This window comes from Nonomuraea sp. NPDC059023, assembly GCF_042740095.1.
Classification (GTDB): domain Bacteria; phylum Actinomycetota; class Actinomycetes; order Streptosporangiales; family Streptosporangiaceae; genus Nonomuraea.
In genome coordinates, this window is the sequence record NZ_JBHYIO010000036.1 from 15,673 (window position 1) to 37,047 (window position 21,375).

The window sequence follows — 21,375 nt, forward strand, 5'->3', positions numbered from 1 at the left end:
ACGTACCCGTTTTCGCGAAGAATCAGACCGAAGCGTGGGCGGAGTCCCGGCCGGGGCGGACCCAGTCGTGGTTCTCGCGCAGGACCGTGAATCCGGCCGATCGGTAGAGCGCCACCGCGGCGTGGTTCGAGGACGGCGTCAGCACGGCGACCGCGCTCGCGCCCCGCTGGACGAGGGCCGCGCACGTGCCCAGCACGGCGTCGCGCCCGTAGCCGTGCCCGCGATGGCCGGGAGCGGTGCCGACCGGTTCGAGCAGCCCGCACCTGCCCACGCCCGCGAACCATCCGGTCGCGGCGGCCGCGGGCTCCCCCGCGGGCGTGCGCACCAGCGTCTCCACGGCCAGCTCGCCCGCGGGCGAGCGTTTCATCGCGTGCCACTTCTCGATGGTGAACGTGGATCCCGTGAACGCGGAGCGCTGCACCAGCACCCGGTCGGCCGCGTCGGCGTCCGCGACCGGCCGGGCGCGGACGCGCACCGGCCGCGGGGTCCACGACATGACGACCCAGCCGGCCTGCTCGCGTTCCCACCCGGGCACGGGCAGCCCGTCGGACCAGTCGTTGCCGGGTTCGAGCAGGTCCCCTGCGTCGGCCGCGAGCGCGCCGAGATCGGCCCCGGGCGCGGCGCTCACCCGCAGCACGGGGCCGTCGAGGAATCCGGCCGCCACCGGCGCCGCCCCGTCCGTCCAGAGGAAGACGGCCGCGTCGTCCAGCCGCAGGTACCAGCCCACGTCTCCGGGATGGAGGCCGCCGGCCGGGGCGTCGGCCGGCGTCCACGCCGACAGGGCGTGAAGCGCCGGGCCGGTCTCGGCAGGGGTCAGGCGGCGTCGAGCGAGTGAGATCACGGACGGCAGGCTAGCCAGCGCGCTCCCTGCGGCTCAAAGGCTTTTCACCGCAGCGCCTCCGCCGGTTCCATGCGGGCCGCGCGCAGCGCCGGATACAGGCCCGCCAGCAGTCCCACCAGCGCGCCGGCCACGGGTGCGGCCAGCGCCAGCCGTACGTCGAGGACCGGGGTCCACTGGCGCACGGCGGCCACCGCGACGACGGTCACCATGCCCACGCTGGCCCCGATCACCCCGCCGGTCAGGCCGATCAGGCTGGACTCCATCAGGAACTGGGCGGCGATGTGGCGGCGGGCCGCTCCCAGGGCGCGGCGCAGGCCGATCTCGGCGACCCGTTCCATGACGGTGACCAGCGTGACGTTGGCGATGCCGACCGCGCCGACGACCAGGGAGACCAGGCCGAGGATGAGGAAGAGTCCGTTGACGTCGTCCTGGGCGCCGTCGCGCGCCCGTTTGGGACTCGGCGGCGCGATCACCTGCAACTCGGCGCTGCGGTTGGGGCTCAGCGCGAGCGGCGCCTGGCGGGCGATGAGCTCGGCGGCGCCCAGCTGGGTGGCGACCAGGACGCGGGTGACGTCCTTGAGCCCGATGTCGGGGCCCAGTGTGGGCGGGACGAGGACCGCGCTGGCCAGGATCTGCTCGCGCCGCAGGCCGCCGATGATGCCGATGACGGTGTAGGAGCGGTCCTTGATGAACACGGCCGGCGCGTGTTCCAGGCTGGTGATGCCGAGCATGGCGGCGGCCTGCTCCCCCAGCACGACGACCCGGTCGCGGCGGGTGACGTGGCCGGCGTCGTAGTAGCGCCCGGCCAGCATCCGGCCGAGGGTGGTCTGCGGCAGGTCGGGGGTGGCCGCGACCACCGCGAGGGTCTGCCCGGACACCCGGGTGGGGTCGAGCAGGTTGTTGGCGGTCACGACGAGGTTGGAGCTCTTGTCGCTCTGCGCCAGCGCCGTCGCCGAGGTCACACCGCGCAGGAGGCGAAGCTCCTTGGCCGCGTCCCAGGTCACGATGGGGTTGTGGCCGCCGCGGGGCACCTCGACCGTGACGCTGGTGGCCAGCAGTTCGTCGAACCGGCCGACGATCTGGTTGCCCGCGGTGGCGGCGATGCCCAGCGTGACCACCAGCGTGCCGATGCCCAGGACGGTGCCGAGGGTGGTCAGGGCCGATCGCACCGGGCGGGCGAGCATCCCCGCCATGGACTCGGCCCACAGGTCACGGAGCTTCACTGAGCACCCCGTCCGCGATACGGACCCGGCGTTTGGCGCGTGCGCTAACCCCGTCCTCGTGCGTGATCACCAGGATCGTCAGGCCGTCGGCGCGCAGGCCGTCGAACAGGTCGAGGATGGCCTCGGTGTTGCGGCTGTCGAGGTTGCCGGTCGGCTCGTCGCACAGCAGCAGGGCGGGCTTGGCCATCAGGGCGCGGGCGATGGCCACGCGCTGGCGCTCGCCGCCCGACAGGCGATCGGGCAGGAAGCGGATGCGATGGCTCATGCCCACCTGCTCCAGCGCCTGTTCCGCGCGGGCCCGGCGGCCGGAGCGGGGGTGCGGGCCGTACACCTCGGCGAGCATCACGTTCTCCACGACCGTCCGGTGGGACAGCAGGTGGAAGGACTGGAAGACGAAACCGATGCGGGTGCCCCGCAGCCGGGTCCGCCCGCCGTCGCGCAGCGCCGTGGTCTCGACCCCGTCCAGCCGGTACGTGCCGGCGCTCGGCCGGTCGAGCAGGCCGAGGATGTTGAGCAGGGTGGACTTGCCGGACCCGGACGGCCCGACGATGGCCATGTAGTCCCCCTGCTCGACGCGCAGGTCCACGTCGGCCAGCGCGCGTACCGGCGGGTCGGACGGGAAGTCCCGGCAGACGCCGGCCAGCTCGATGACGGGCTCAAGCATCGCTCACCACGACCCGATCGCCCTCCTTCAGCTCGCCCGCGCGCACCGGCGTCACCTTCACCACGCCGTCGGCGGTCAGGCCCGTCCGCACCTCGACCTCGCGGGCACGGTCGCCGTCCACGGCGACCCTGACCCGGGGCCGGCCGTCGGCGGAGGTGATGACGGCGGCCACGGGGACGGCCAGCACCTCGCCCTCGGTCGAGCCGACCGAGATCCGCACGGTCATGGGCGAGCCGACCAGCGACTTGAGCTTCTTGGCCGAGCCGGGCGAGAGCAGGACGGGCACCGAACCGGTCTCCGCCTCCTCGCCCTTCGGCTTGTCCGCTCCCGCCTTGGCGTCCTCCCCCACCGCGCTCAGCGTGGCGGGCAGCTGCGTTCCGTCCATGGTCTCCATCGAGGCCTCCTGACCGGGGCGCAGCAGCTTGGCCTCCTTGGCCTCGACCGACCCGGTGACCGCGAAGGCCGAGCTGGTCACGGTCGCGACCTTGCCCTCGATGGTGTCGCCCGGCTTGACCTCGGCCTTGTCGATGCGGGCGGGCAGCTTCGGCAGGAAGACGATCTCACCGGCCGGGACGCTGACCCCGTAGGTCTTGCGGAACTCGGCCAGCAGGGTCTGGGCGTCGGCCAGGTTCGCGACGCTGTGGGTGACCTTCGCCCGCAGCGGCGAGACCTTCCTGGCCCGCTTCAGCGCCTGGTCGGCGGTGGCCTCGGCCTCCTTCGCCGTGCGCACCGCCTTGCGCAGTTCCTCCAGCCGCTTGTCCCGGTCGGCGCGTACCTGCTCCTCGTAGGCGGCCACCGCCCGGTGGGCCTCGTCGAGGTCCTGCCGGGCGTTGTCCAGCTTCATCTCCAGCAGGCTCGTGTCCACCGCGCTGGGCGTGGGCGCCGGTGTCGCGGTCGGCGTGGGCGCCGGTTTCCTGGCCTCCGCGAGCGCCTGCTCGGCCGCGAGCACCTGCTCCTCGGCAGCGCGTACGGCACGGCGCAGCGTGGCCAGCTGGGTCTCCTGCTCCGGCGTGACCTCCGGCGCCTCGGCCAGCGCCTTCTGCGCCGACTTCAGGTCCCGGCGGGCGTTGTCGTGGCGCAGCCGCAGCGGCCGTACGTCCAGGCCCTCCTCCAGCGCCTTGCGGTCGGCGGCCAGGGTCTCCTGCGCGGTCTGGACGGCCTGGCGGAGCTGCTGCAGGCTCTTGCGCGCTTCCAGGTCGGGTTCCTGGGCCTTGTAGCCGCGTTTGGCGTACCAGCGTTTCACCGCCGCCACCGTGGCCGCGTCGAAGACGCCGCTGGCCCGGACCCGCAGCGCGCGCTGGAGCTGTTTGACGTCGTCGCCCTCGGTGCCGGGCACGAGCGGACGGTACATCGGCTTCTTGCCCTGCAGCGCGAACACCGGCCGGCCGTTGACCTGCATCAGCGTCTGGCCCGCGCGGATCGGGCCGGGTTTGGGCGCCGTGGTGACGCGCTGGGCGGCGCCGTTCGCCCCGCCGCCCGGACCGGCCCCGGCGCCGCCACTGTTGCCGCCGACCATCCCGGCCAGGGTGATCGGCAGCGGCGAGCCGTACGTCAGCGTGCCGCTGACCGTCACCGTGCTCGTGAGCTTGCGGCGCTCGACCGCCGCGGTGACCAGGGAGGGTTTGGGCGGGCGGCGCGAGGCGGCCTCCTCGGCCGGCGACCGCAGCCGGGAGCCGACGACCCAGCCGGCCGCGGCGATCACCAGCACCCCCGCCACGACCAGGGCGAGCACTCTCGATCTGCGCACGCTAGCTCGCAACCGTCGCCATCATCATGCCCACGCCGGGCAGGAACTGGGCCTTCTCGTAGACGTCGTTCGCCTTGGGCCGGTAGGCGGCGTAGAAGTCCTTGCCGCACTCCAGGTCCTCCAGGGAGGCCTTGATCTCGCGCTGCAGCAGGGGCCGCGCCTGGTCGGCGGTGGGCGGCTTGCCTCCCTGGCCGAGCTTGCCGAACTCCTGCATGAACGGGTCCTCGGTGCTGCGCGCGATGTCCGAGGGACGTTGCGAGGAGACCCGGTAGCCCTTGCCCTTCAGGCAGTCGCCGAACGCGCCTGCCAGCTCCACCAGCTTGGGATCGCCGTCGATCTCGCGGGCGATGATCTGCTTCAGCATCTCGCCCTGGGCCTTGGAGACCTCCTCCATCGACTTCATGTTCTTGCCGGTGACCTTGTTGATCATCACCAGCGTGCAGGCGCCCATCGCGTCGAAGTACGCCTTCCGCTGGGCCTCCGGCAGCCCGGCGACGACCTTGCCGTTGGGGTCGTCGCCGCTGCCGTCAGTCTCCTGCGTCCGCCACGCCATCCGGCCGACGCCGTCGTTGGGGTAGACGAAGGAGGCGGCGATGCCGAACCCGTACTTTTCACGATATTTCCGCATGCCTTGGTAGTCGCCGGACATTTCCTGCTTGATGGCGTCCGGGAGTTTCGGCATGGACACGACGGGGTGATAGGTGAACCCCTTGCCCTTCATACAGGAGGCCAGCTGGGCCTGGTGCTCGCGTTGCTTGTTGGCGGGATCCGCGGAGGGTGAGGCGGCCGCCCCGGTCTCACCGGAGGTGGAGCATCCGGCAAGGGCCGCCAGCAGGGCCGCAGCAATCATGAGCGGCACTCGGGAGTTGGTCATGGGACTTCACTGTCGCCAGTACAAGCTGAAGCGAACCTGAACGCGCCTGAAGCGCGCGCCGGCGCTCCCGGTCTCCGGCCGCCCCTCGAACAGCTCGTGCGGCCTCCGCACCGAGAGGTGACGGCCGGGCCCAGTCCGGGATCACCGACATGGCGGTCCGCGCCTGGCGACGGTTCTCGGTCGCCGGCGTGCGGCGACGCGGGCGGGGCGTCGCCGTTCCCGGGTCAGCGGAGGTCGCGGATGAGGGTGCCGATGATGGATTCGACCTTGTCCGAGTTGAACGAGTCCGAGCCGATCAGCAGGGTGACGGCCCGCCGCCCGTCGTCCGTGACGGCGTTCCTGAACTTGTGCCCGCTGGCCATGCTGCCGCTGTGTCCCCACGTGACCAGGCCGGGGGCGAACCGGTAACCCTCGACGCCCAGGCCGTAGTCCTGGCCGAAGTCATCCTTGATGGTTTTCTTCATCTCGGCGAGCTGGGCCGGGGCCAGCAGCCTGCCGGTCATCAGCGCGGTCCAGAAGGCGGTCGTGTCGGCGCCGGTCGAGATCAGCGCACCCGACGCGTCGGCCTCCGAGGTGTTCCATTCCGTCTTGTCCACCAGCTTCCCGCCCTTCTTGATGTAGCCCCGCAGGTCGGGCTTGGGGAGGGTGGTCCGGTCGCCGGGCCAGGAGGTTCCGCGCAGCCGGAGCGGCTTGATGATGCGCCGGTTGATCTCCTCGCCGATGCCCCGGCCGGTGATCTTCGTGACGATCAGCCCGGCCAGGTTGTAGTTGGTGTTGGAGTAGGCGAAGCCCGACGGGGCCCTCTCGGGCGGGGGCAGGGGCAGCGCCTGCTCCACCGTCTGCAGCGGCTCGATGTGGTCCCAGCGGTGCGCTTCCTCGTCCTCCCAGAACGGCGCGGCCAGGTAGTCGGGCAGGCCGCTGGTGTGCTGCAGGAGCTGGCGGATCGTGATCTCGCGGCCGTCGTAGTCCTTGGTGTCGATGAGGCCGGGCAGATATCGGTCGACGGTGTCGTCCAGCTTGAGCCTGCCCTCGCCCACGAGCTGCAGCACGACCGTCGCCGTCCAGGTCTTGGTGTCGCTGCCGATACGGCTGTGCTCGTCGCCGGTGACCTTGCGGCCCGTCCTGCGGTCGGCGAGGCCGACGCCGCCGGTCCAGACGCCGCAGCGCGGGCTCTTCACCGTCACCGCGATCCCCGCCCCGACCTTCTCCAGCGCCTTCAGCGCCGTCCGGATGGGCCGGGTGTCGCACCGTGGCGTCCCGGCCGACGCGGCGGACGGCGTGACCACCAGAGCGGCCGTGACCACGAAGGCCACGAGAACACCTCGCATATTGTCTCCTTTGACGATATTCCTGCGTAGGCGGATACCCACGGCACGTGCATGCTGACAGCGTCGCCGCTGACCTGACCGTCCGCATTCGGTGCCCGTCCAGACATTCCGTGCATGCTTTGTACGGCCGGCCAAAGAGGTGAGGATGCTCGACACCGGAGTACCCGATCTCGCCCAAGTCCTGGACGCGCTGGGCCCGTCGCTGCTGCGCCCGCTGACCGTGCTGCCGGAAGGGCCGGTACCGGTCTCCGGCGTCCTCATCTTCGAGCCGCGCGCCCCGCTGCCGTCCGTCAGGGACGCGATCCTGCTGGCCGTCGGCGTGGGCACCGCCGGAACGCGGGCGAAGGAACTCGTGGACGCGGCGGCCGGCGTCGGCTACGCCTGCCTGGTGGTGAAGAGCTTCGGCGAACCGGCCGCCGGACTGGCCGAGGCCGCGCGGCGGTCGGGAATCGTCCTGCTCGCCGCCGACGAGGCGGTCGCCTGGCATCACCTGGACGCCATGATCTCCACCGCCCTCGCCTCCACCGTCCGGTTCGAGCAGGCCGCGGGAGCGCCGGCGGTCGGCGATCTGTTCGCCCTGGCCAACGCGATCGCGGGGATGGTCGGCGGCGCCACCGTGATCGAGGATCCGCACCGGCGCATCCTCGCGTACTCGACCCTGCCGGGACAGGCCATCGACGAGGGCCGCCGCCAGGGCATCCTCGGCCTGCAGGTGCCGGACGGCCCGGACTACGACGAGGTGTACCGCGCGCTGGTCAAGGCGGGGCGTACCTGCCGGTTCCCGGCGTTTCGCGGCGGGCTTCCCCGTCTCGGTGTCGTGGTCCGCGCGGGCAGCGAGGAACTGGGCTCGATCTGGGTCGTCGACGCGGAGGGCTGTCTGGACGCCGCCGCCGAACAAGCGCTCTCCGATGTGGCCGACATCGTCTCGCTGCACCTGCTCGCGGCGCGTACCGCCGACGACGCCGTGCGGCGCCGGCGCGCGGACCTGCTGCGGCGGCTGCTGGCCGACCCGAGCAGCGTCACCGCGGTCGCGCCACAGCTCGGCCTGGACCCGAACCTGCCGGTCGCGGTGGCCGCGTTCGCCGTCGTGTCGAGCAAGCCCGACGACGTTCTCGCGGCGCACGCGGCCTCCCGGCTCGCCGACCTGGTCAGCCTGCACTGCGAGGCCCACTACGGCAGGCACGGCTGCGCCCTGATCGACGGCACCGTCTACGCGCTGCTGCCGAGCGGGCCGTCGCCGAAGGCGCACCACGAACTCGTCGCCGACATCGCCCGGCGGGCCCATGGCGCGTTGCGGGTGCCGATCCAGGCCGGGCTCGGCTCGCTCGTGCCGGGGCTGCGCTCGATCGCGAGCTCACGCGCCGACGCCGATCTCGTCCTGCGCGCTCTGACCGACCGGCCGGGTGAGCATCAGCCGTGCCAGGTCGCCACGATCGACGAGGTGTGGGCGGGCGCGACGCTGTCGGCGCTGGCCCAGATCCTGGCCGCGCACGACGCGCTGCCCCGCAGCCTCGGTCCGGCGGTCCGCGCCCACGATCTCGAGCACGGCACCACCTACGCCGACACCCTGCTCGCCTACCTGGACGCCGACGGCGATTTCGCCGCCGCCTCCCAGCGGTTGTCGGTGCACCCGAACACGATCCGCTACCGGCTTTCCCGCGCCGAGGAGATCTTCGGCTTCGATCTCGCCGACCCGGACGAACGCCTGGTGCTGTGGCTGCGGTTGCGGCTCGGCGACCAGGTCGGCTGGTAAGGGGTGTTCCCATGACGAACGAGCTCGGCGTCTCCGTGACGGCCTTCACGCGCGGCGTCGTCATCCACCTGTCCGGGCCGCTGAGCAGCGGCTCGGCGATGCGGCTGGGGGAGGCGATCGCGGCCGTCGACGAGCGGGAGACGCCCACCGCCATCCTCGACCTCGCACAGGTTCCGGCCTGCGACGTCCACGGCATGGGGGCGATCATCGCCGCCATGAAGCACGCGGCGCGCCGGGACATCCGCCTGATCATCGCGGCCGCCGGCCCGCCGGTCTCGCGGGCCATCGAACGGCACGGCCTCACGGACCGGGCCGAGCTGCGGGACAGCCTGCGGGAGGCCGTGGACGAACTCGAAGCCTGACTCCCGGCCAGGGGCCCCCGTTAACCGCTTTTTACCGCAGGCAGTCCAAGGGCCTGATACAGTCGTTGGCAGTTGCAGTTGTGGTACCCCATACAAACTTTTGGCGCACCTGGCGATCGTGATTGGTCAGGTGCGTTTTTTGTTGCCGGTCATCTCCGGATGGGCACATCGCGGCAACTCGGAATCCGTAGGTACGGATGCCGGTTCTGCACACCTATCAAAGGGAGACAGACATGGCCGTCGGAACTGTCAAGTGGTTCAACGCGGACAAGGGCTTCGGCTTCATCGAGCACGAGGGCGGTCCGGACGTCTTCGCGCACTACTCGCAGATCGTCTCTCAGGGCGGCTTCCGCGAGCTGCGTGAGGGCCAGAAGGTGTCGTTCGACATCACCCAGGGCCAGAAGGGCCCGCAGGCGGAGAACATCGTTCCCGCCTAGTCTTTACGCGTGAAGGCCGGGGCTCGCATCCGATGGATGCGGGCCCCGGCTCGTTTGTCCCCCTCGGCCCACGACCATGTGGAGGAGCACACCTGCCGTGCCGGCGGGAAGGTGCCTGATCGCGTGGTTGTGGAGCGCGGCCACGTCGGCGGGCAGCGGCTCCCGGCCGCTCATTCACGGTTCCACGAGCGCCGTGGCGTAGGCGAACGGGCAGGTCGTCACCCGTGAGCACGTCCACGGTCGGCACGGTCCTGCCGCGGACGCGCGCCTCCAGGACGCAGGCGGACTCGATGGCCGTGGTGAAGGTCAGGCCCCGTGGACCAGCCACAGCGCGGCGCAGGCGGTTCAGGACAGTGACCGTTCGACGGGGCAGTCGTCTTGCGGGCAGGCGGCGTAGTCGCAGAGGCGGCAGATGCGGTCCGCGCGCTCGCGGCCGACGGCCAGGGTGGTCAGCACCTGTTCGACGATGCCGGTCAGCTGCCGGGCCTGCTCGCCGGTGAGCGTGCCGAGCGCCCTTCGCAGTACGGCCCGCCGCCCGGCCACGATCTCCGTGGCCATCTCGGTGCCGCGTTCGGTCAGCCACAGCGACACGCTGCGCCGGTCACGCCCCGGACGCCGTTCGATCAGGCCTTCGGCGGCCAGCCGGTCGACCAGGCGGACCGTCCCCGAGCCGGTGATGCCGAGCACCCGGCTCAGCTCGTCGACGTGCGCGCCCGGCACGGCCAGGATCGTGGCCAGGGCCGAGGCCCCGGTGGCGCCCTGGGCGGTGACGCGCCGCGTGGCCTCGTCCAGTTCGTCGGCGAGCCCGACGACCAGAGCGCCGACGAGGTTCACCGCTCTGTCGTCCATACCTCGCACAATAGCTGACTGAGTCAGTCATCTAAAGTAGTCGGGGGTGGCTGGCCGGAGCCGGTGATCGTATTGTCGGGAGAGATTCCCGACGTGAGGATCTTCGGATGCCCCGACTACGCACCGTCCTGGCCTTATTCGCGCTCGTCGCGCCCATCCTGTACGGCGGGCCCGCCCAAGCCGAGACCGACCAGCCGTTACCCTCGGCGATCTTCCGCGCCACGCACAACAGCTACTCGGGCGACATCGGCGGCGCCAGGAAGTCGATCCCCCACCAGCTCGACCGCGGCATACGCTTCATCGAACTCGACATCCACGACAACGGCTACGCCACCTCCCGCGACTACGCCGTCGGCCACGACTCCCCCGGCGACGAGGTCGACCACCAGGCGGGCAACCCCAGCTCCAACAACCTGCGCGACTGGCTCGCCATGATCAACAACTGGTCCGCGCGGCACCCGGAAGCCGCGCCGATCGTCGTCGCCCTGGACGTCAAGGACAACCTGACGGACAACGGCTCCTACGCCGCCGGCAACCTGGCCGCGCTCAACGACGAGCTCACCTCCGTCTTCGGCGCGCGGCTGCTGCAGGCCAAGGACTACCCCGCGCAGCCGCCCACGGTCGACGCGCTGCGCGGCCGGGTCATCCCGGTGATCTCCGGCGACGGCGGGACCCGGGCCCAGTACAAGCGGGACGTCGGCCACAACCCGGCCGTCGCGATCAACGGCCGCGGGCAGGTCGTCGAGGTGCACGACTCGGGCTCCGGCGACCTCTGGTACTGGTCCGGCGTGTACGGCGCCGACGGCCGCGTCACCTGGCTGCGCCACGGCAAGTACGACACCGGCGTGACCCCGGCCGTCACCCTGAACGACAACGGCGACCTGGTCGAGGTCCACCAGTCGCAGAACGCGACCACGCTCTGGTACCGCGTGGGCCGCCTGGCCGCCGACGGCGAGATCACCTGGTCGGCCTCGAACCGCTACGACAACGGCGTCCTGCCGACGGTCAGGTTCACCGACCCGGCGGGCACCCGGTTGCGCGAGATCCACCGCAGCCAGGCGAACAGCCAGAACTGGACGTGGAACGGCGCCTTCGACGCCGCGGCCCGATCGGTTGCCTGGAGCGCCAACGCCAGGACCTCCGACCCCCGCTACGACAAGAGCACCTCGGTCAGCGGCTCCGCCCGAGTGCGCGTCTGGACCGGCGCCGACGGCCCGACTCCCGCCCAGACCCTGCGCGTGGACACCGACCGGCACACCGGCGCGCGCATCCGCTACCAGCAGACCGCCTTCATCGAGTTCCAGCAGGGCAACAGCGCCGAGCTCCAGCAGGACGCGCTGTTCTACGCGGCGCCCGCGAGCGCCTCCTCGTTCATGATCTCCTCCCGGCAGGCCGGGCGGCTGGTGCGCGGGTGGGGCTTCAACTCGGCGGGCAACGCCACCACGCCGCTGGCCAGCTATCCGGCGACGGACCACCCGGACGCCGCGTGGTACCAGGATCTTCTGACCAGGTCCGGCGCCGTGCGGTGACCCGGGAAGGGCACGGCCGTACCACCACCGGCCGGGCCCGCCCCGGTCCGCAAGGCCGGGCCGCGCGAGCCGCGGATCAGCGTCCCTCGCGCAGGTTCGTCGCGAGGATCTTGGCCACGCGCACGGTCGTCGCCTGCCCGGTCCTGCGCGTGCTGTGGTGCACGACCAGGACCACGACGTTCGCCAGCCGGAAGGCGAACTGCGAGCGGTAGGGCCCGGACGCGCCGGTGGTCGAGTACTGAGTGAACATGAAGGACCCCTCGCCGACCTTCGGCTGGCTGTGGAGTTTGGTCCCCGGCGTGTGTTTCGGCGTGTCCTTCATGGATTCGACCGTCTGCGTCTGATGGTCGCGGGCTAAGGCGAGCTTCTTGTACCGGACCACGGTGACGCCCAGGTACGTGCCGTCCGGACGCTCCCAGGCACAGGAGATCGCGTTCACGAACCGGCGCTTGGCGCCCTGCCCGAGCAACTCCCGGATCTCGGCGGTGTTCAGCAGCTCGCAGGAATCGACGTCGCGGGTGAACAGTTTCGGGGACGGAGCCGAGGTCGCGGGCGGGCTGCCGGTCGTGGCCGAGCCGGCGGTCCTGGCCGGACCGGCGGTCGTGGTGGTGAGGCCGGGCAGGTTCCGCGTCAGGATCACCGTCGTGGCCGTGCCCGCCAGCGCCACCGCCAGCGCGGCGCCCAGGATGACGGGTTTGCGGCGGCGCGCGGGCTTGGCCCGGCGGCGTCCCGCGCCGGTCGTGGGCGCGCCCTGGGCGGCGGCGTTCAGCCACTCGGCGGCCTGGGCGGGCGAGCATCGGCGGGCCGGGTCCTTCTCCAGGAGCGCGGCCAGCACCGGGGCCAGCGGACCCGCTCGGCGCGCGGGCGGTGGTTCCTGCATGAGCACGGCGGCCATGGAGGCGGCCGGGTTCTGGCGGGCGAACGGCGCCGTGCCCTCCACCGCGGCGAAGAGGGTGGCGCCGAGCGACCACAGGTCGGCGAGCGGGCCGTCGGCCTCGCCGCGCAGGCGCTCGGGGGCGATGTAGCCGGGCGAGCCGGTCAGCAGCCCGGTCTGGGTGAGCACGGCGTCACCGGCGACGCTCGCGATGCCGAAGTCGGTCAGCAGCACCCGTCCGTCGTCGGTGAGCATGACATTGGCGGGCTTGACGTCGCGGTGCAGGATTCCCGAGGCGTGCGCGGCCGCGAGCGCCTCCAGGACGCGCGCGCCGATCCTGGCGACCTGCTGGGGCGGGAGCGGGCCGTGCTCGCGTACCGCCCGGTCGAGGGAACGGCCGCGCACCAGCTCCATGACGATCCACGGCCGGCCGCCGTCCAGGACGACGTCGTGCACGGTGACGATGGCCGGGTGCGAGCGCAGCCGCGCCGCCGCCCGCGCCTCGCGGAGCGTGCGTTCGCCCAGCTCGGCCCGTGCGGCGGCGTCGAGGTCCGGCGGCAGCCGTACTTCCTTGACGGCGACCTCCTGGCGCAGCAGTTCGTCCAGCGCCAGCCAGACGATCCCCATGCCGCCCTGGCCGAGCTGGGACAGCAGCCTGTAGCGGCCCGCGAGGAGCCCTGCGGATTCCGCCCCCGACATCCCCGCCTCCTGCCACCCCGGAAAGTCCCGATATTAGGGATAAATGGGGGTGAGATACCGGGGTTTCGGTGATCAGCGGGGGTTCCTGTTCTCCGGTGTACACCGGCAGCGGCAGGACCCGGCCGGTGAGGAAGGCGGTCACGGCGGCGAGCGTTGCCCACACCGTGAACCGCACGTTGTCGCCCAGCGCCCCCACCTGCGCCGGCTGCGCCGGGGTGAGCCGGTCCCACAACTGCCCGGCCTCGGCGTCGTCCCACTCGGGAGTCCACAGCGCCCCGGGCGAGACGAAGACGACCTTGGCCACGTTGCGGGGGTGGCGGGCCTGGGCCCGTCGGTCACCAAGCGCCTGCTGGCCGAGTTCGCCCGCGCCGCGCCGCCCGCGCCGCCGGAGCGGGTGCGGCGCTGCCTGGCCCGGCTGACTGCCCGCGAGCACGAGGTCCTGCTGCTGCTCGGGCGCGGGATGTCGAACGCGGAGATCTCCGCCCGCCTGCACATCGGCGAGACCACCACCAAGACGCACGTCCAACGCGTCCTGGACAAGCTGGGCCTGCGCGATCGGGTGCACGCGGCGGTCTTCGCCTTCGACCACGGCCTGGTCCGCGCCGGAGCCGGGCGGCTCAGGACAGGCGGCGGCTGAACAGGTAGTTGCGCCGGCGGCGGGTGATCTCGGTGCTCTCCCGCCATCCGCCGCGCCAGACGTACATCCGGTAACCCATCCTGAGCAGCGGCTCGGCCACGTCGCTCGCGGCCAGGCCGTACTTGCCGAGGTGGCGGTCCTCGATCTCCAGCAGGAGATGGGGCCGGTGGCGCTCGATCGTGCGCGTCCCGCCCTCCAGGACCACCGGCTCAAATCCCTCCACGTCCACCTTCATGAAGTCCACCCGCGGGATCCCGCGGGTCTCGCACACCTGGTCGATGGTGTACACGGGCACGTCCAGCGTCCTGCCGCCGCGCTCGTGCGGATTCTTCTCCCCGGTCCGCAGGTGGGCCCAGCCGTGGACGGGCAGCCCGAACCGATAGGGCAGGCGCAACTTCTGCAGCCCGGACCCGGCGCCGATCGCGGCGTTGCTCGTGATCACGTGGTGGGCGCCCGCGGCCCGTCGCGCCGACTCCAGGATCCGGTACGGCAGGCGCAATGGCTCGAAGCTGTGCACCTGCCCGGTGCGCCCCACCAGCCGGGCGAGGGGAAAGGTGTACATGCCGTAGGCGGCGCCGATGTCCAGGCACACGTCGCCGCGGCCCACGAGCCGCGACAGCCCGCGCAGTTCCGGCTCACGGGACAGGGCGCGTGCCACCAGGGCCGCGGTCATCGATCTGATCATGCGGCGGACGGTAGGTGGCGAACCGGTGCGCCCGGATCCCCCTCAGGAGCGTGACCGGCGGCCGCGCCGTACCTCTGTGGAGTGACGGCCCGCCACCACCAGGCCGCTCTCGTAGGCCAGCACCACCGCCTGCGCCCGGTCGCGCAGGTGGAGTTTGCCCAGGATGCGGCCCACGTGGGACTTGACGGTCTCCTCGGCGATGGTCAGGCCGCGCGCGATGTCGGCGTTGGACCGGCCGTCGGCGATCAGCCTGAGCACGTCGAGTTCGCGCGGGGTGAGCGCGTTCAGCCGCAGCGCCTCGCGCTCGTCGATCGGCTGCCTGCTCGCGAACTCCGCGATGAGCCGGCGCGTCACCGACGGCGCCAGCAGCGCCTCCCCCGCGGCCACCACGCGCACCGCGCTGATCAGGTCGGCCGGTGGCGCGTCCTTCAGCAGAAACCCGCTGGCCCCGGCGCGCAGGGCCGTGTACACGTAGTCGTCGACGTCGAACGTGGTCAAGATCACGACTCGGGTGCCGGGCACGCCCGCGATCACCCGCCGGGTGGCCTCCAGTCCGTCGAGATGCGGCATCCGGACGTCCATGAGCGCCACGTCAGGACGCGTCCGCCTGGCCAGGGCCACCGCCTCGAGCCCGTCCGCGGCCTCGCCCACGACCTGGATGCCGGGCTGGGCCGACAGCAGCGCCGCGAAACCCGCCCTGACCATCGCCTGATCGTCCGCGACCAGAACGGAGATCATCTTCCCTCCCGTGGCAGGACGGCCCGCACCGCGTACCGCCCGTCGGCCGTCGCGCCGGCGGACAGTTCCCCGCCGGCGAGGCTCACCCGCTCGCGCATGCCCACCAGCCCGTACCCGGACCCGGCCCCCGATCGCGCCCCGGCCTCGTTTCGCGTCCCGGCCTCGTTGACGACCTCGACCACGACGTCGCCGTCGTCCAGGCCGATCGCGACCCTGGCCGGGGCGCCGCCCGTGTGCTTGATCACGTTGCTCAGCGCCTCCTGCACGATCCGGTACACCGTGAGTGACAGGGCTGCCCCCAGGTCCGGGGCGCGTTCGGGCAGGTCCAGGCGTACCGGCGTGCCCGCCCGGCGGGCGGACTCGGCCAGCTCGGCCAGGTCCCGCAGCCCAGGCTGCGGCGCGGTCGGCGGGTCGTCGTCCCCTTCACTCCGCAGGACGCCGAGCAGCTGCCGCATCTCGGCCAATGACGCGCTCGCCGCGGCGTTGATGTCGCGGAACTCGTGCCAGACCTCCCCCGACGCCGCGTCCTTGATCCGGTAGGGGGCCGTGGCCGCCCGGACCGCGATGACGGACATGTGGTGCGCCACCAGATCGTGCAGCTCGCGGGCGATCCGCGCGCGCTCCTCCAGCAGCCGCCGCTTGCCGTACTCCTCGGCGATCCGCAGGGTGCTCAGCCGCCGCATCCTGAGATAGAGCCCGATGACCGTCACGGCCAGCAGCATCAGGCCCCAGCTCCTCATGGCCTCCACGACGTACGGCGACACGTCCGGGAGCCAGAGCTCGGACAGCACGCCCGTCCCGAGCGTGATCAGGAACACCGCGGCCGTGACCCGCCGCTTGGACACCAGCGCCACCGTGAACACCACCGGCGCCTGCGCCAGCGTCTCCGACACCAGCCAGGGCGACCAGTCTCCGACTCTGAGGACCGTCATCCCGGCCAGCAGCGCCAGCATGATCCACCAGGCGGTCAGCGGCCGGTACCAGGACACGGCGACGGGCAGCGCGTACAGCGCCCCGATCAGCAGCCCCGGCAGGCCCGCCCCGAGCATGTCCGCGAACGCCCACCCGTTGAACAGGGCCACCAGCCCCGCGGCGACGAAGTACGGGCGCCGCGGTACCTGGGGGCGGCCCGGGTCGGCCGGTGAGGCCGGCACCCGGGCACGATGCGCGCTCCGGAGGATACTCAGCACTCCCAGAACCCTACGTGATCATCGACGGTGGCCGCCGCCCCCTCTGACCGGTACGTCGCCCAACGCCATTAACTGGGCTATCCTCCCGGTCCAACAGCCTTTCTACCGGTTTGGGGCCCCATGTCGACCCTTGTCCTCCTCCATGCCTTCGGCTCCAGCCGGCGGGCCTGGTCACCCCAGGTCGCCGAACTGTCCCGGCGGCACCGGGTGCTCACCCCCGACCTGCCGGGCCACCACTCCAGCCCCGGCCCGTTCTCCCTGGACGCCGCCGTGCGCTCGGTCCGCGAGCTGCTGGCCGCCGAGGAACAGGTCCACCTCGTCGGGATCTCCGGATCGGTGAGCGTCGCCCTCCTGACGGCCCTGGCAGAACCGGAGAAGGTCGCGAGCCTCGTCCTGTCCGGCGGCGTCGCGGCCCCGACCGGCGGCGACGGCCTCCAGCGCACCGTGATGGGGCTGCTGCCCACCGCGATGATCGTGTCGATGATGAAGGGCATGTACTCCGGCGGCCGCCCCGAGCACACCGCGACCGCGGCCGAGGACCTGCGGACGGCGGGCAAGGCGGCGCTGCTCACCGGGCTGCGCGAACTGGGCGAGCTCGACCTGCGGCCCAGGCTCGCCGAGATCAAGGCGCCCGCCCTGGTACTCGTCGGCGAGAAGGACAAGGCCAACCTCGCGCCCGCCGAGGTCCTGGCCGCCGGACTCCCCCAGGCGGAACTGCGCGTGATCCCGGGCGCCGGGCACCTCTGGAACCTCGAACAACCCGAGCTGTTCACCCGCCTCGCCGCCGGCTGGGCCGAGACCCCGCGGGGTTAGCCCACGGCCGCCGCCAGGCGTTCCAGCTCCAGGGCGACGCCGTCCTCGTCGATGGAGCCGATCACATGGTCCACGGCCGCCAGCACGTCGGCGTGCCCGTTGGCCATGCCGTACGACGTGCCCGCCCAGGCCAGCATGGGCAGGTCGTTCGGCATGTCACCGAACGCGACCACCTCATCGGCCCCGATGCCCAGCCCCGCGGCGTAGGACATCAGGGCCGAGGCCTTGCTCACCCCGGCGGCGATCGCCTCGACCAGGCGTGATCCGTTGGAGTGGTAGACGGTGACGATCGGGGCCAGCTCGGGCGCGGCCAGCGCGAGCAGCTCGTCGGCCGGCAGCGTCGGGTGACGGCCCAGCAGCTTGGGGCCCGGCCTGCCGAACAGCTCGTGGTCGGCCATCCGCACCAGCGTGATGCCGCGATCCCAGTCCCACGGCTCGTACAGCTCGTCGGCGGCCAGCGTGGCGGCGTACTCGACCGCGATGCCGATGCCGGGAGCGGCGGCGCGCAGGCGGGCGGCGGCCTCCCCCAGCACCTCGGGCGGGATGGCGTGCTCCTCGACGACCCGGCGGGCGCCCAGGTCGTAGACGAGCGCGCCGTTGGAGCAGATGGCCACGCCGTGGTGGCCGAAGGCGGGGGCGATCTCGTGGATCAGCCGCGGCGGGCGGCCGGTGACGAAGACGACGCGCGCGCCCAGCCGTTCCGCCGCGGCGAAGGCGGCCACCACGCGCGCGGACACCGTGCCGTCCGCACGCACGACCGTGCCGTCGAGGTCGGTGGCGATGAGGCGGGGAAATCCCGTCAGAACGGTTCACCTCCAGAGGGCCTGGATCGTGAACCATCGTCCGCACGGAGACGATCACCTGTCAATGAAGGCACCGGCCCAGTCCCAGCGCTCAGCCGGATCGCGCCCCTGTTCTCCCGGTGATCGCCTTCCGTAGGATGGCCGGGTGCGCGCTCGTGAGCTTCCCATCGCCCTGCAGGGCCGCCCCGGTCCCGCCAACGCCATCACCGACGTACCCGGTGTCCAGGTCGGCTACGTCACGCTGACCGAGGGCGCGGCCCGCACCGGGGTCACCGCCATCCTGCCCAGAGGCCGCGACGGGGTCGGCGTGCCGTGCGCGGCCGGCGTCTACTCCCTCAACGGCAACGGCGAGATGACCGGCGTGACGTGGATCGAGGAGAGCGGCGCGTTGACGCTGCCCGTCGCGATCACCAACACCCACGCCGTCGGCACCGTGCACCGCGGCGTCATCGACTGGGTCGTCGCCGCCCACCCCGCGCTCGGCGCCGAGTGGCTGCTGCCGGTCGTGGCCGAGACCTGGGACGGCTACCTCAACGACATCAACGGCCCCCACGTCCGCCCCGAGCACGCCGCCCAGGCCATCGAGTCGGCCGCGGGCGGGCCGGTCGCCGAAGGCAACACCGGCGGCGGCACCGGCATGAACTGCTACGGCTTCAAGGGCGGCTCGGGAACCGCCTCGCGCCTGGTCGAGCACGCCGCCGACACCTACACGGTCGGCGCTTTCGTCCAGGCCAACTTCGGCAGACGGTCCGAGCTGACCGTGGCCGGGGTGCGCGTCGGGCAGGACCTTCTCGACGACAACCCCATGGAGGAGCACGCGCGGGCACGGGCCGGCGCGGGCTCGGTGATCGTCGTGGTGGCCACGGACGCGCCGCTGCTGCCCGGCCAGTGCAAGGCGCTGGCGCGCCGGGTGCCGATGGGCCTGGCCAGGACCGGCACCACCGGCAGCCACTTCTCCGGCGACATCTTCCTGGCCTTCTCCACCGCCAACGAAGGGGCGCTGGCCAGCGGGTTCGCCGCCGGTGACGACTACGAGACGCTGCGGTTCGTGCCGTGGGGCCGCATGGACCCCTTCTACACGGCCGTCGTCGAGGCGGTGGAGGAGGCGGTGCTCAACGCGCTGACCGGCGCCGAGGAGAGCATCGGCCGCGACGGCCACCGCTCCCCCGCCCTGCCGCTCGACCGTCTGACGGAACTGCTCTCCCGCTGAGGGTACGGCGCCGCCGTACCCTCAACCAGGGCTGGTCAGAACGTGGCCGGGATGGCCCGCGGCACGCGCGGCATGCCCCACATGCGGTTCTCCTCGCGCAGCGTGCGCAGGCGCTCCACCTCGGCGCTCCACTCGGCGCCGGCGGGCGTGGCCTTGGCCTTGCGGCGGGCGATGCGGTCGTCGTAGGCCTTGACGCCGAACGTGGCCCGCTGGCCCGCCTCCGCGCCGCGCAGCGCCTCGGTCAGCGCCTTGTCGAAGGCCCGGCCCGCGGCCAGCAGCTCGATGTCGTCGACGTCGGCGGCCCGCAGCTCACGCACGGTCAGCTCGGCCTCGCGGGCCTTGGCCAGCAGCTCCGGGAAGGTCTTGGAGATCTCGATGTCCGCGTGGTAGCGCACCTCGGCCTCGCGGCTCACCCGGGGACGGAAAAACGCCATCGACTCTGCCTTTCTCAACGCTGCGTATCAGGCGTAGCGTACGCCGTCGCGGGACACGGGCCGTAATCGGACCCGGCCCGGCGCCTTTACATAGTAGATTTCTAACATGCCCGCGAAGCGACCGCCCGTACCCCTGTCCCGCGAGCGCATCATCGACGCCGCGCTGCACATCGCCGACAGCCAGGGCCTGCGCAGGCTCACCATGCGCCGCCTCGGCGACGCGCTGGAGGTGGAGGCCATGGCCATCTACCACCACCTGCCCCGCGGCAAGGACGCGCTGATGGACGCCCTGGCCGAGCACGTCACCGCCGTCCGGGTCGAGGCGGGTTCGAGCTGGCAGGAGACGGCCAAGGCCTGGTGCAGGGCCGGGCGCGAGGCGCTGCGCGACCACCCCGGCGTGCTCGCCCTCGCCCTGACCAAGCCGCCCAAGGGCGCCACCACGGTCTCGATCAGAGACCAGACCGAGCAACTCGCCGACGCCGGCCTGCCCGCCGCCGCCGAGGCTGTACGCACCATGCGCGCCTTCGTCTTCGGCAGCGTCGCGGTCGAGGTCCAGCAGTCCGGCTGGGCCGATCCGGAGGTCGACACCTGGACCCGCCGCGACGAGCGAGCCGACGCCGACTTCGAGCGCGGCCTCGACGCACTCATCAAAGGACTGCAAATTTAGTCGGCGTGTCGCGCTTGGACCGTTATCCTGCTTAAGACACGCTGTGTCGTAGGTCACAGACTCACCCGGGGCACCCTCCACTAACCGCCCGAACGGGCTATGTCGGTTTGTGTGACCCACGTCGCACACTTGCTAGAAACGAACAAGCCGAGCCGCTCCCCGTCAGCTCAGTGCGACATGGGAGCCATTCACGAGATATCGGAGGCACGCCGATGTGCCCGCACGACCCGGTCTGCCCGTCTGCCGAGGCGCCCGACCGCGAGGCAGCACGAACCCTCGCCTGCCACCCCGAGCAGGGGTGGAGCCTCCTCTGCAACGGCGTCGTCCTGTTCGAGGACACCGGGGAGCTCCTGCCCGGCGGCATCGTCATCGCACCGCACCGTCCCGCCGTGGGCGCCGCCTGACCTACGCGTAACGCACGATCCAGCGGGCGACGATCTCGCCCACCTTCCCGGGGTCCTTCTTCAGATCATGTCCCTCCCCCGGCAGGACGACCAGCTCAGCGGCGTCTGCCGGGTCCGGCACCCCGAACGGGTCCCGGTCCCCGTTGACCACGAGCACGTCGACGCCCGCCTCGCGCAGCTCCCCCGCCCTGGAACGTTCCGGCCGCCCCGGCGGATGCAGCGGAAACGCCAGCGCCACCACGGCCGCCGCGCCCGCCCGCCGCGCCGTACGGCAGGCCACCCGGGCCCCGTTGCTCCGCCCGCCCTGCACCAGCGGCAGGCCGGGAAAGCGCGCGACCAGCGCCGCCACGACGACCTCCCACGCCTCGTCCTGCCGCTCCGGCGAGCCCGGCGCCCTGGCCCCCGCCAGCCGGAACGGCTGCGTCACCCTGGCCACGCTCACGCCCGCGGCCAGCGCGTGCTCGCGCACCGCCAGCAGGTCGGGCGCGTCCACCGTGCCCGCGGAACCGTGCGTCAGCACCAGCAGCAGCTTCGGCCGCCGGACCTCGTCGAGGTCGACCCGCGCGGGACCGCGCGCAGTGGTGATCTCCATGGCGACAACGGTACTCGGGGAG

General features: G+C 72.3%; 23 protein-coding genes. 9 read left to right on the forward strand and 14 right to left on the reverse strand.

The features are described from left to right. Positions 1-22: 22 nt before the first annotated feature. The 6 genes from ACFWYW_RS43720 to ACFWYW_RS43745 form a co-directional block, all read right to left on the reverse strand. A complete protein-coding gene (locus ACFWYW_RS43720; protein WP_379641270.1) occupies positions 23-841 on the reverse strand; it encodes a GNAT family N-acetyltransferase in 819 nt (272 codons plus the stop codon). A gap of 44 nt (positions 842-885) precedes the next feature. Continuing rightward, entirely contained in the window at positions 886-2,064 is a 1,179-nt protein-coding gene (locus ACFWYW_RS43725; protein ID WP_379627788.1) for an ABC transporter permease, read from the reverse strand. Beyond that, the gene (locus tag ACFWYW_RS43730) at positions 2,051-2,728 is read right to left on the reverse strand and encodes an ABC transporter ATP-binding protein (protein WP_379627785.1); all 678 of its coding nucleotides are present in this window, start codon (positions 2,726-2,728) and stop codon (positions 2,051-2,053) included. Before ACFWYW_RS43730 ends, ACFWYW_RS43725 begins: the two co-directional genes overlap by 14 nt. Further along, complete coding sequence (locus ACFWYW_RS43735) at positions 2,721-4,475, reverse strand: peptidoglycan-binding protein (RefSeq protein WP_379627783.1); 1,755 nt, start codon at positions 4,473-4,475, stop codon at positions 2,721-2,723. Before ACFWYW_RS43735 ends, ACFWYW_RS43730 begins: the two co-directional genes overlap by 8 nt. Position 4,476: 1 nt before the next feature. Continuing rightward, complete coding sequence (locus tag ACFWYW_RS43740; protein ID WP_379627781.1) at positions 4,477-5,349, reverse strand: hypothetical protein; 873 nt, start codon at positions 5,347-5,349, stop codon at positions 4,477-4,479. Between the two features lie 224 nt (positions 5,350-5,573). Further along, entirely contained in the window at positions 5,574-6,677 is a 1,104-nt protein-coding gene (locus ACFWYW_RS43745; RefSeq protein WP_379627779.1) for a serine hydrolase domain-containing protein, read from the reverse strand. A gap of 145 nt (positions 6,678-6,822) precedes the next feature. Here ACFWYW_RS43745 and ACFWYW_RS43750 point away from each other — a divergent pair, with 145 nt between their 5' ends. The 3 genes from ACFWYW_RS43750 (at position 6,823) to ACFWYW_RS43760 (ending at position 9,229) form a co-directional block, all read left to right on the forward strand. Next, positions 6,823-8,430 carry a PucR family transcriptional regulator gene (locus ACFWYW_RS43750; RefSeq protein ID WP_379627777.1) on the forward strand — a complete coding sequence of 536 codons (1,608 nt, stop codon included), beginning with the start codon at positions 6,823-6,825 and terminating at the stop codon, positions 8,428-8,430. A gap of 11 nt (positions 8,431-8,441) precedes the next feature. After that, a complete protein-coding gene (locus ACFWYW_RS43755; RefSeq protein WP_379627775.1) occupies positions 8,442-8,792 on the forward strand; it encodes an STAS domain-containing protein in 351 nt (116 codons plus the stop codon). Positions 8,793-9,025: 233 nt separating this feature from the next. Beyond that, positions 9,026-9,229, forward strand: coding sequence for a cold-shock protein (locus tag ACFWYW_RS43760; RefSeq protein ID WP_184963150.1), 204 nt, complete (start codon positions 9,026-9,028; stop codon positions 9,227-9,229). 345 nt (positions 9,230-9,574) lie between these two features. On the opposite strand, the gene ACFWYW_RS43765 is transcribed toward ACFWYW_RS43760, so the two are convergent. Then, entirely contained in the window at positions 9,575-10,078 is a 504-nt protein-coding gene (locus ACFWYW_RS43765; protein ID WP_379627772.1) for a MarR family winged helix-turn-helix transcriptional regulator, read from the reverse strand. A 107-nt stretch (positions 10,079-10,185) separates the two neighbouring features. Between ACFWYW_RS43765 and ACFWYW_RS43770 the strand changes: the two genes are divergently transcribed. Then, on the forward strand, positions 10,186-11,607 hold the full coding sequence (locus ACFWYW_RS43770; RefSeq protein WP_379627770.1) for a hypothetical protein: 1,422 nt from the start codon (positions 10,186-10,188) through the stop codon (positions 11,605-11,607). A 76-nt stretch (positions 11,608-11,683) separates the two neighbouring features. Here the strand turns inward: ACFWYW_RS43770 and ACFWYW_RS43775 are convergent, their stop codons facing one another. After that, a complete protein-coding gene (locus ACFWYW_RS43775; RefSeq protein ID WP_379623078.1) occupies positions 11,684-13,180 on the reverse strand; it encodes a serine/threonine-protein kinase in 1,497 nt (498 codons plus the stop codon). Between the two features lie 313 nt (positions 13,181-13,493). Between ACFWYW_RS43775 and ACFWYW_RS43780 the strand changes: the two genes are divergently transcribed. Beyond that, positions 13,494-13,817: a response regulator transcription factor gene (locus tag ACFWYW_RS43780; protein WP_379623080.1), complete on the forward strand. Its 324-nt coding sequence runs from the start codon at positions 13,494-13,496 to the stop codon at positions 13,815-13,817. On the opposite strand, the gene ACFWYW_RS43785 is transcribed toward ACFWYW_RS43780, so the two are convergent. The 3 genes from ACFWYW_RS43785 to ACFWYW_RS43795 are packed head-to-tail and all read right to left on the reverse strand — an operon-like array spanning position 13,798 to position 16,394. After that, the gene (locus tag ACFWYW_RS43785; RefSeq protein WP_379623083.1) at positions 13,798-14,502 is read right to left on the reverse strand and encodes an FkbM family methyltransferase; all 705 of its coding nucleotides are present in this window, start codon (positions 14,500-14,502) and stop codon (positions 13,798-13,800) included. The genes ACFWYW_RS43780 and ACFWYW_RS43785 overlap by 20 nt on opposite strands. Before the next feature lie 42 nt (positions 14,503-14,544). Then, entirely contained in the window at positions 14,545-15,240 is a 696-nt protein-coding gene (locus ACFWYW_RS43790) for a response regulator (protein ID WP_379623085.1), read from the reverse strand. After that, positions 15,237-16,394, reverse strand: coding sequence for a sensor histidine kinase (locus tag ACFWYW_RS43795; RefSeq protein ID WP_379623087.1), 1,158 nt, complete (start codon positions 16,392-16,394; stop codon positions 15,237-15,239). The genes ACFWYW_RS43790 and ACFWYW_RS43795 overlap by 4 nt, the downstream gene beginning before the upstream one ends. A gap of 156 nt (positions 16,395-16,550) precedes the next feature. On the opposite strand from ACFWYW_RS43795, the gene ACFWYW_RS43800 reads away from it, so the two are divergent. Further along, positions 16,551-17,243: an alpha/beta fold hydrolase gene (locus ACFWYW_RS43800; protein ID WP_379623089.1), complete on the forward strand. Its 693-nt coding sequence runs from the start codon at positions 16,551-16,553 to the stop codon at positions 17,241-17,243. Here ACFWYW_RS43800 and ACFWYW_RS43805 read toward each other — a convergent pair. Next, positions 17,240-18,046, reverse strand: a complete 807-nt coding sequence (locus ACFWYW_RS43805) for an HAD family hydrolase (protein WP_379623188.1) — start codon at positions 18,044-18,046, stop codon at positions 17,240-17,242. The two genes, ACFWYW_RS43800 and ACFWYW_RS43805, sit on opposite strands and share 4 nt — an antisense overlap. A gap of 145 nt (positions 18,047-18,191) precedes the next feature. Here ACFWYW_RS43805 and ACFWYW_RS43810 point away from each other — a divergent pair, with 145 nt between their 5' ends. Further along, complete coding sequence (locus ACFWYW_RS43810) at positions 18,192-19,256, forward strand: P1 family peptidase (protein ID WP_379623091.1); 1,065 nt, start codon at positions 18,192-18,194, stop codon at positions 19,254-19,256. A gap of 35 nt (positions 19,257-19,291) precedes the next feature. Here the strand turns inward: ACFWYW_RS43810 and ACFWYW_RS43815 are convergent, their stop codons facing one another. After that, complete coding sequence (locus ACFWYW_RS43815) at positions 19,292-19,690, reverse strand: hypothetical protein (RefSeq protein WP_379623093.1); 399 nt, start codon at positions 19,688-19,690, stop codon at positions 19,292-19,294. A 106-nt stretch (positions 19,691-19,796) separates the two neighbouring features. On the opposite strand from ACFWYW_RS43815, the gene ACFWYW_RS43820 reads away from it, so the two are divergent. Next, a complete protein-coding gene (locus ACFWYW_RS43820; RefSeq protein WP_379623095.1) occupies positions 19,797-20,357 on the forward strand; it encodes a TetR/AcrR family transcriptional regulator C-terminal domain-containing protein in 561 nt (186 codons plus the stop codon). A gap of 212 nt (positions 20,358-20,569) precedes the next feature. Further along, positions 20,570-20,761: a DUF5999 family protein gene (locus tag ACFWYW_RS43825; protein WP_184963175.1), complete on the forward strand. Its 192-nt coding sequence runs from the start codon at positions 20,570-20,572 to the stop codon at positions 20,759-20,761. A 1-nt stretch (position 20,762) separates the two neighbouring features. On the opposite strand, the gene ACFWYW_RS43830 is transcribed toward ACFWYW_RS43825, so the two are convergent. After that, positions 20,763-21,353 (reverse strand): alpha/beta family hydrolase, encoded by a 591-nt coding sequence (locus ACFWYW_RS43830; protein WP_379623098.1) that lies wholly within the window; start codon positions 21,351-21,353, stop codon positions 20,763-20,765. Positions 21,354-21,375: the final 22 nt, after the last annotated feature.

Bases quoted from the DNA above. Each gene is read 5' to 3' on its own strand.
- ACFWYW_RS43730 (WP_379627785.1), bottom strand. From the start codon at position 2,728: ATGCTTGAGCCCGTCATCGAGCTGGCCGGCGTCTGCCGGGACTTCCCG.
- ACFWYW_RS43740 (WP_379627781.1), bottom strand. From the start codon at position 5,349: ATGACCAACTCCCGAGTGCCGCTCATGATTGCTGCGGCCCTGCTGGCG.
- ACFWYW_RS43745 (WP_379627779.1), bottom strand. From the start codon at position 6,677: ATGCGAGGTGTTCTCGTGGCCTTCGTGGTCACGGCCGCTCTGGTGGTC.
- ACFWYW_RS43750 (WP_379627777.1), top strand. From the start codon at position 6,823: ATGCTCGACACCGGAGTACCCGATCTCGCCCAAGTCCTGGACGCGCTG.
- ACFWYW_RS43755 (WP_379627775.1), top strand. From the start codon at position 8,442: ATGACGAACGAGCTCGGCGTCTCCGTGACGGCCTTCACGCGCGGCGTC.
- ACFWYW_RS43760 (WP_184963150.1), top strand. From the start codon at position 9,026: ATGGCCGTCGGAACTGTCAAGTGGTTCAACGCGGACAAGGGCTTCGGC.
- ACFWYW_RS43765 (WP_379627772.1), bottom strand. From the start codon at position 10,078: ATGGACGACAGAGCGGTGAACCTCGTCGGCGCTCTGGTCGTCGGGCTC.
- ACFWYW_RS43770 (WP_379627770.1), top strand. From the start codon at position 10,186: ATGCCCCGACTACGCACCGTCCTGGCCTTATTCGCGCTCGTCGCGCCC.
- ACFWYW_RS43775 (WP_379623078.1), bottom strand. From the start codon at position 13,180: ATGTCGGGGGCGGAATCCGCAGGGCTCCTCGCGGGCCGCTACAGGCTG.
- ACFWYW_RS43785 (WP_379623083.1), bottom strand. From the start codon at position 14,502: ATGATCAGATCGATGACCGCGGCCCTGGTGGCACGCGCCCTGTCCCGT.
- ACFWYW_RS43790 (WP_379623085.1), bottom strand. From the start codon at position 15,240: ATGATCTCCGTTCTGGTCGCGGACGATCAGGCGATGGTCAGGGCGGGT.
- ACFWYW_RS43800 (WP_379623089.1), top strand. From the start codon at position 16,551: ATGTCGACCCTTGTCCTCCTCCATGCCTTCGGCTCCAGCCGGCGGGCC.
- ACFWYW_RS43815 (WP_379623093.1), bottom strand. From the start codon at position 19,690: ATGGCGTTTTTCCGTCCCCGGGTGAGCCGCGAGGCCGAGGTGCGCTAC.
- ACFWYW_RS43820 (WP_379623095.1), top strand. From the start codon at position 19,797: ATGCCCGCGAAGCGACCGCCCGTACCCCTGTCCCGCGAGCGCATCATC.
- ACFWYW_RS43825 (WP_184963175.1), top strand. From the start codon at position 20,570: ATGTGCCCGCACGACCCGGTCTGCCCGTCTGCCGAGGCGCCCGACCGC.
- ACFWYW_RS43830 (WP_379623098.1), bottom strand. From the start codon at position 21,353: ATGGAGATCACCACTGCGCGCGGTCCCGCGCGGGTCGACCTCGACGAG.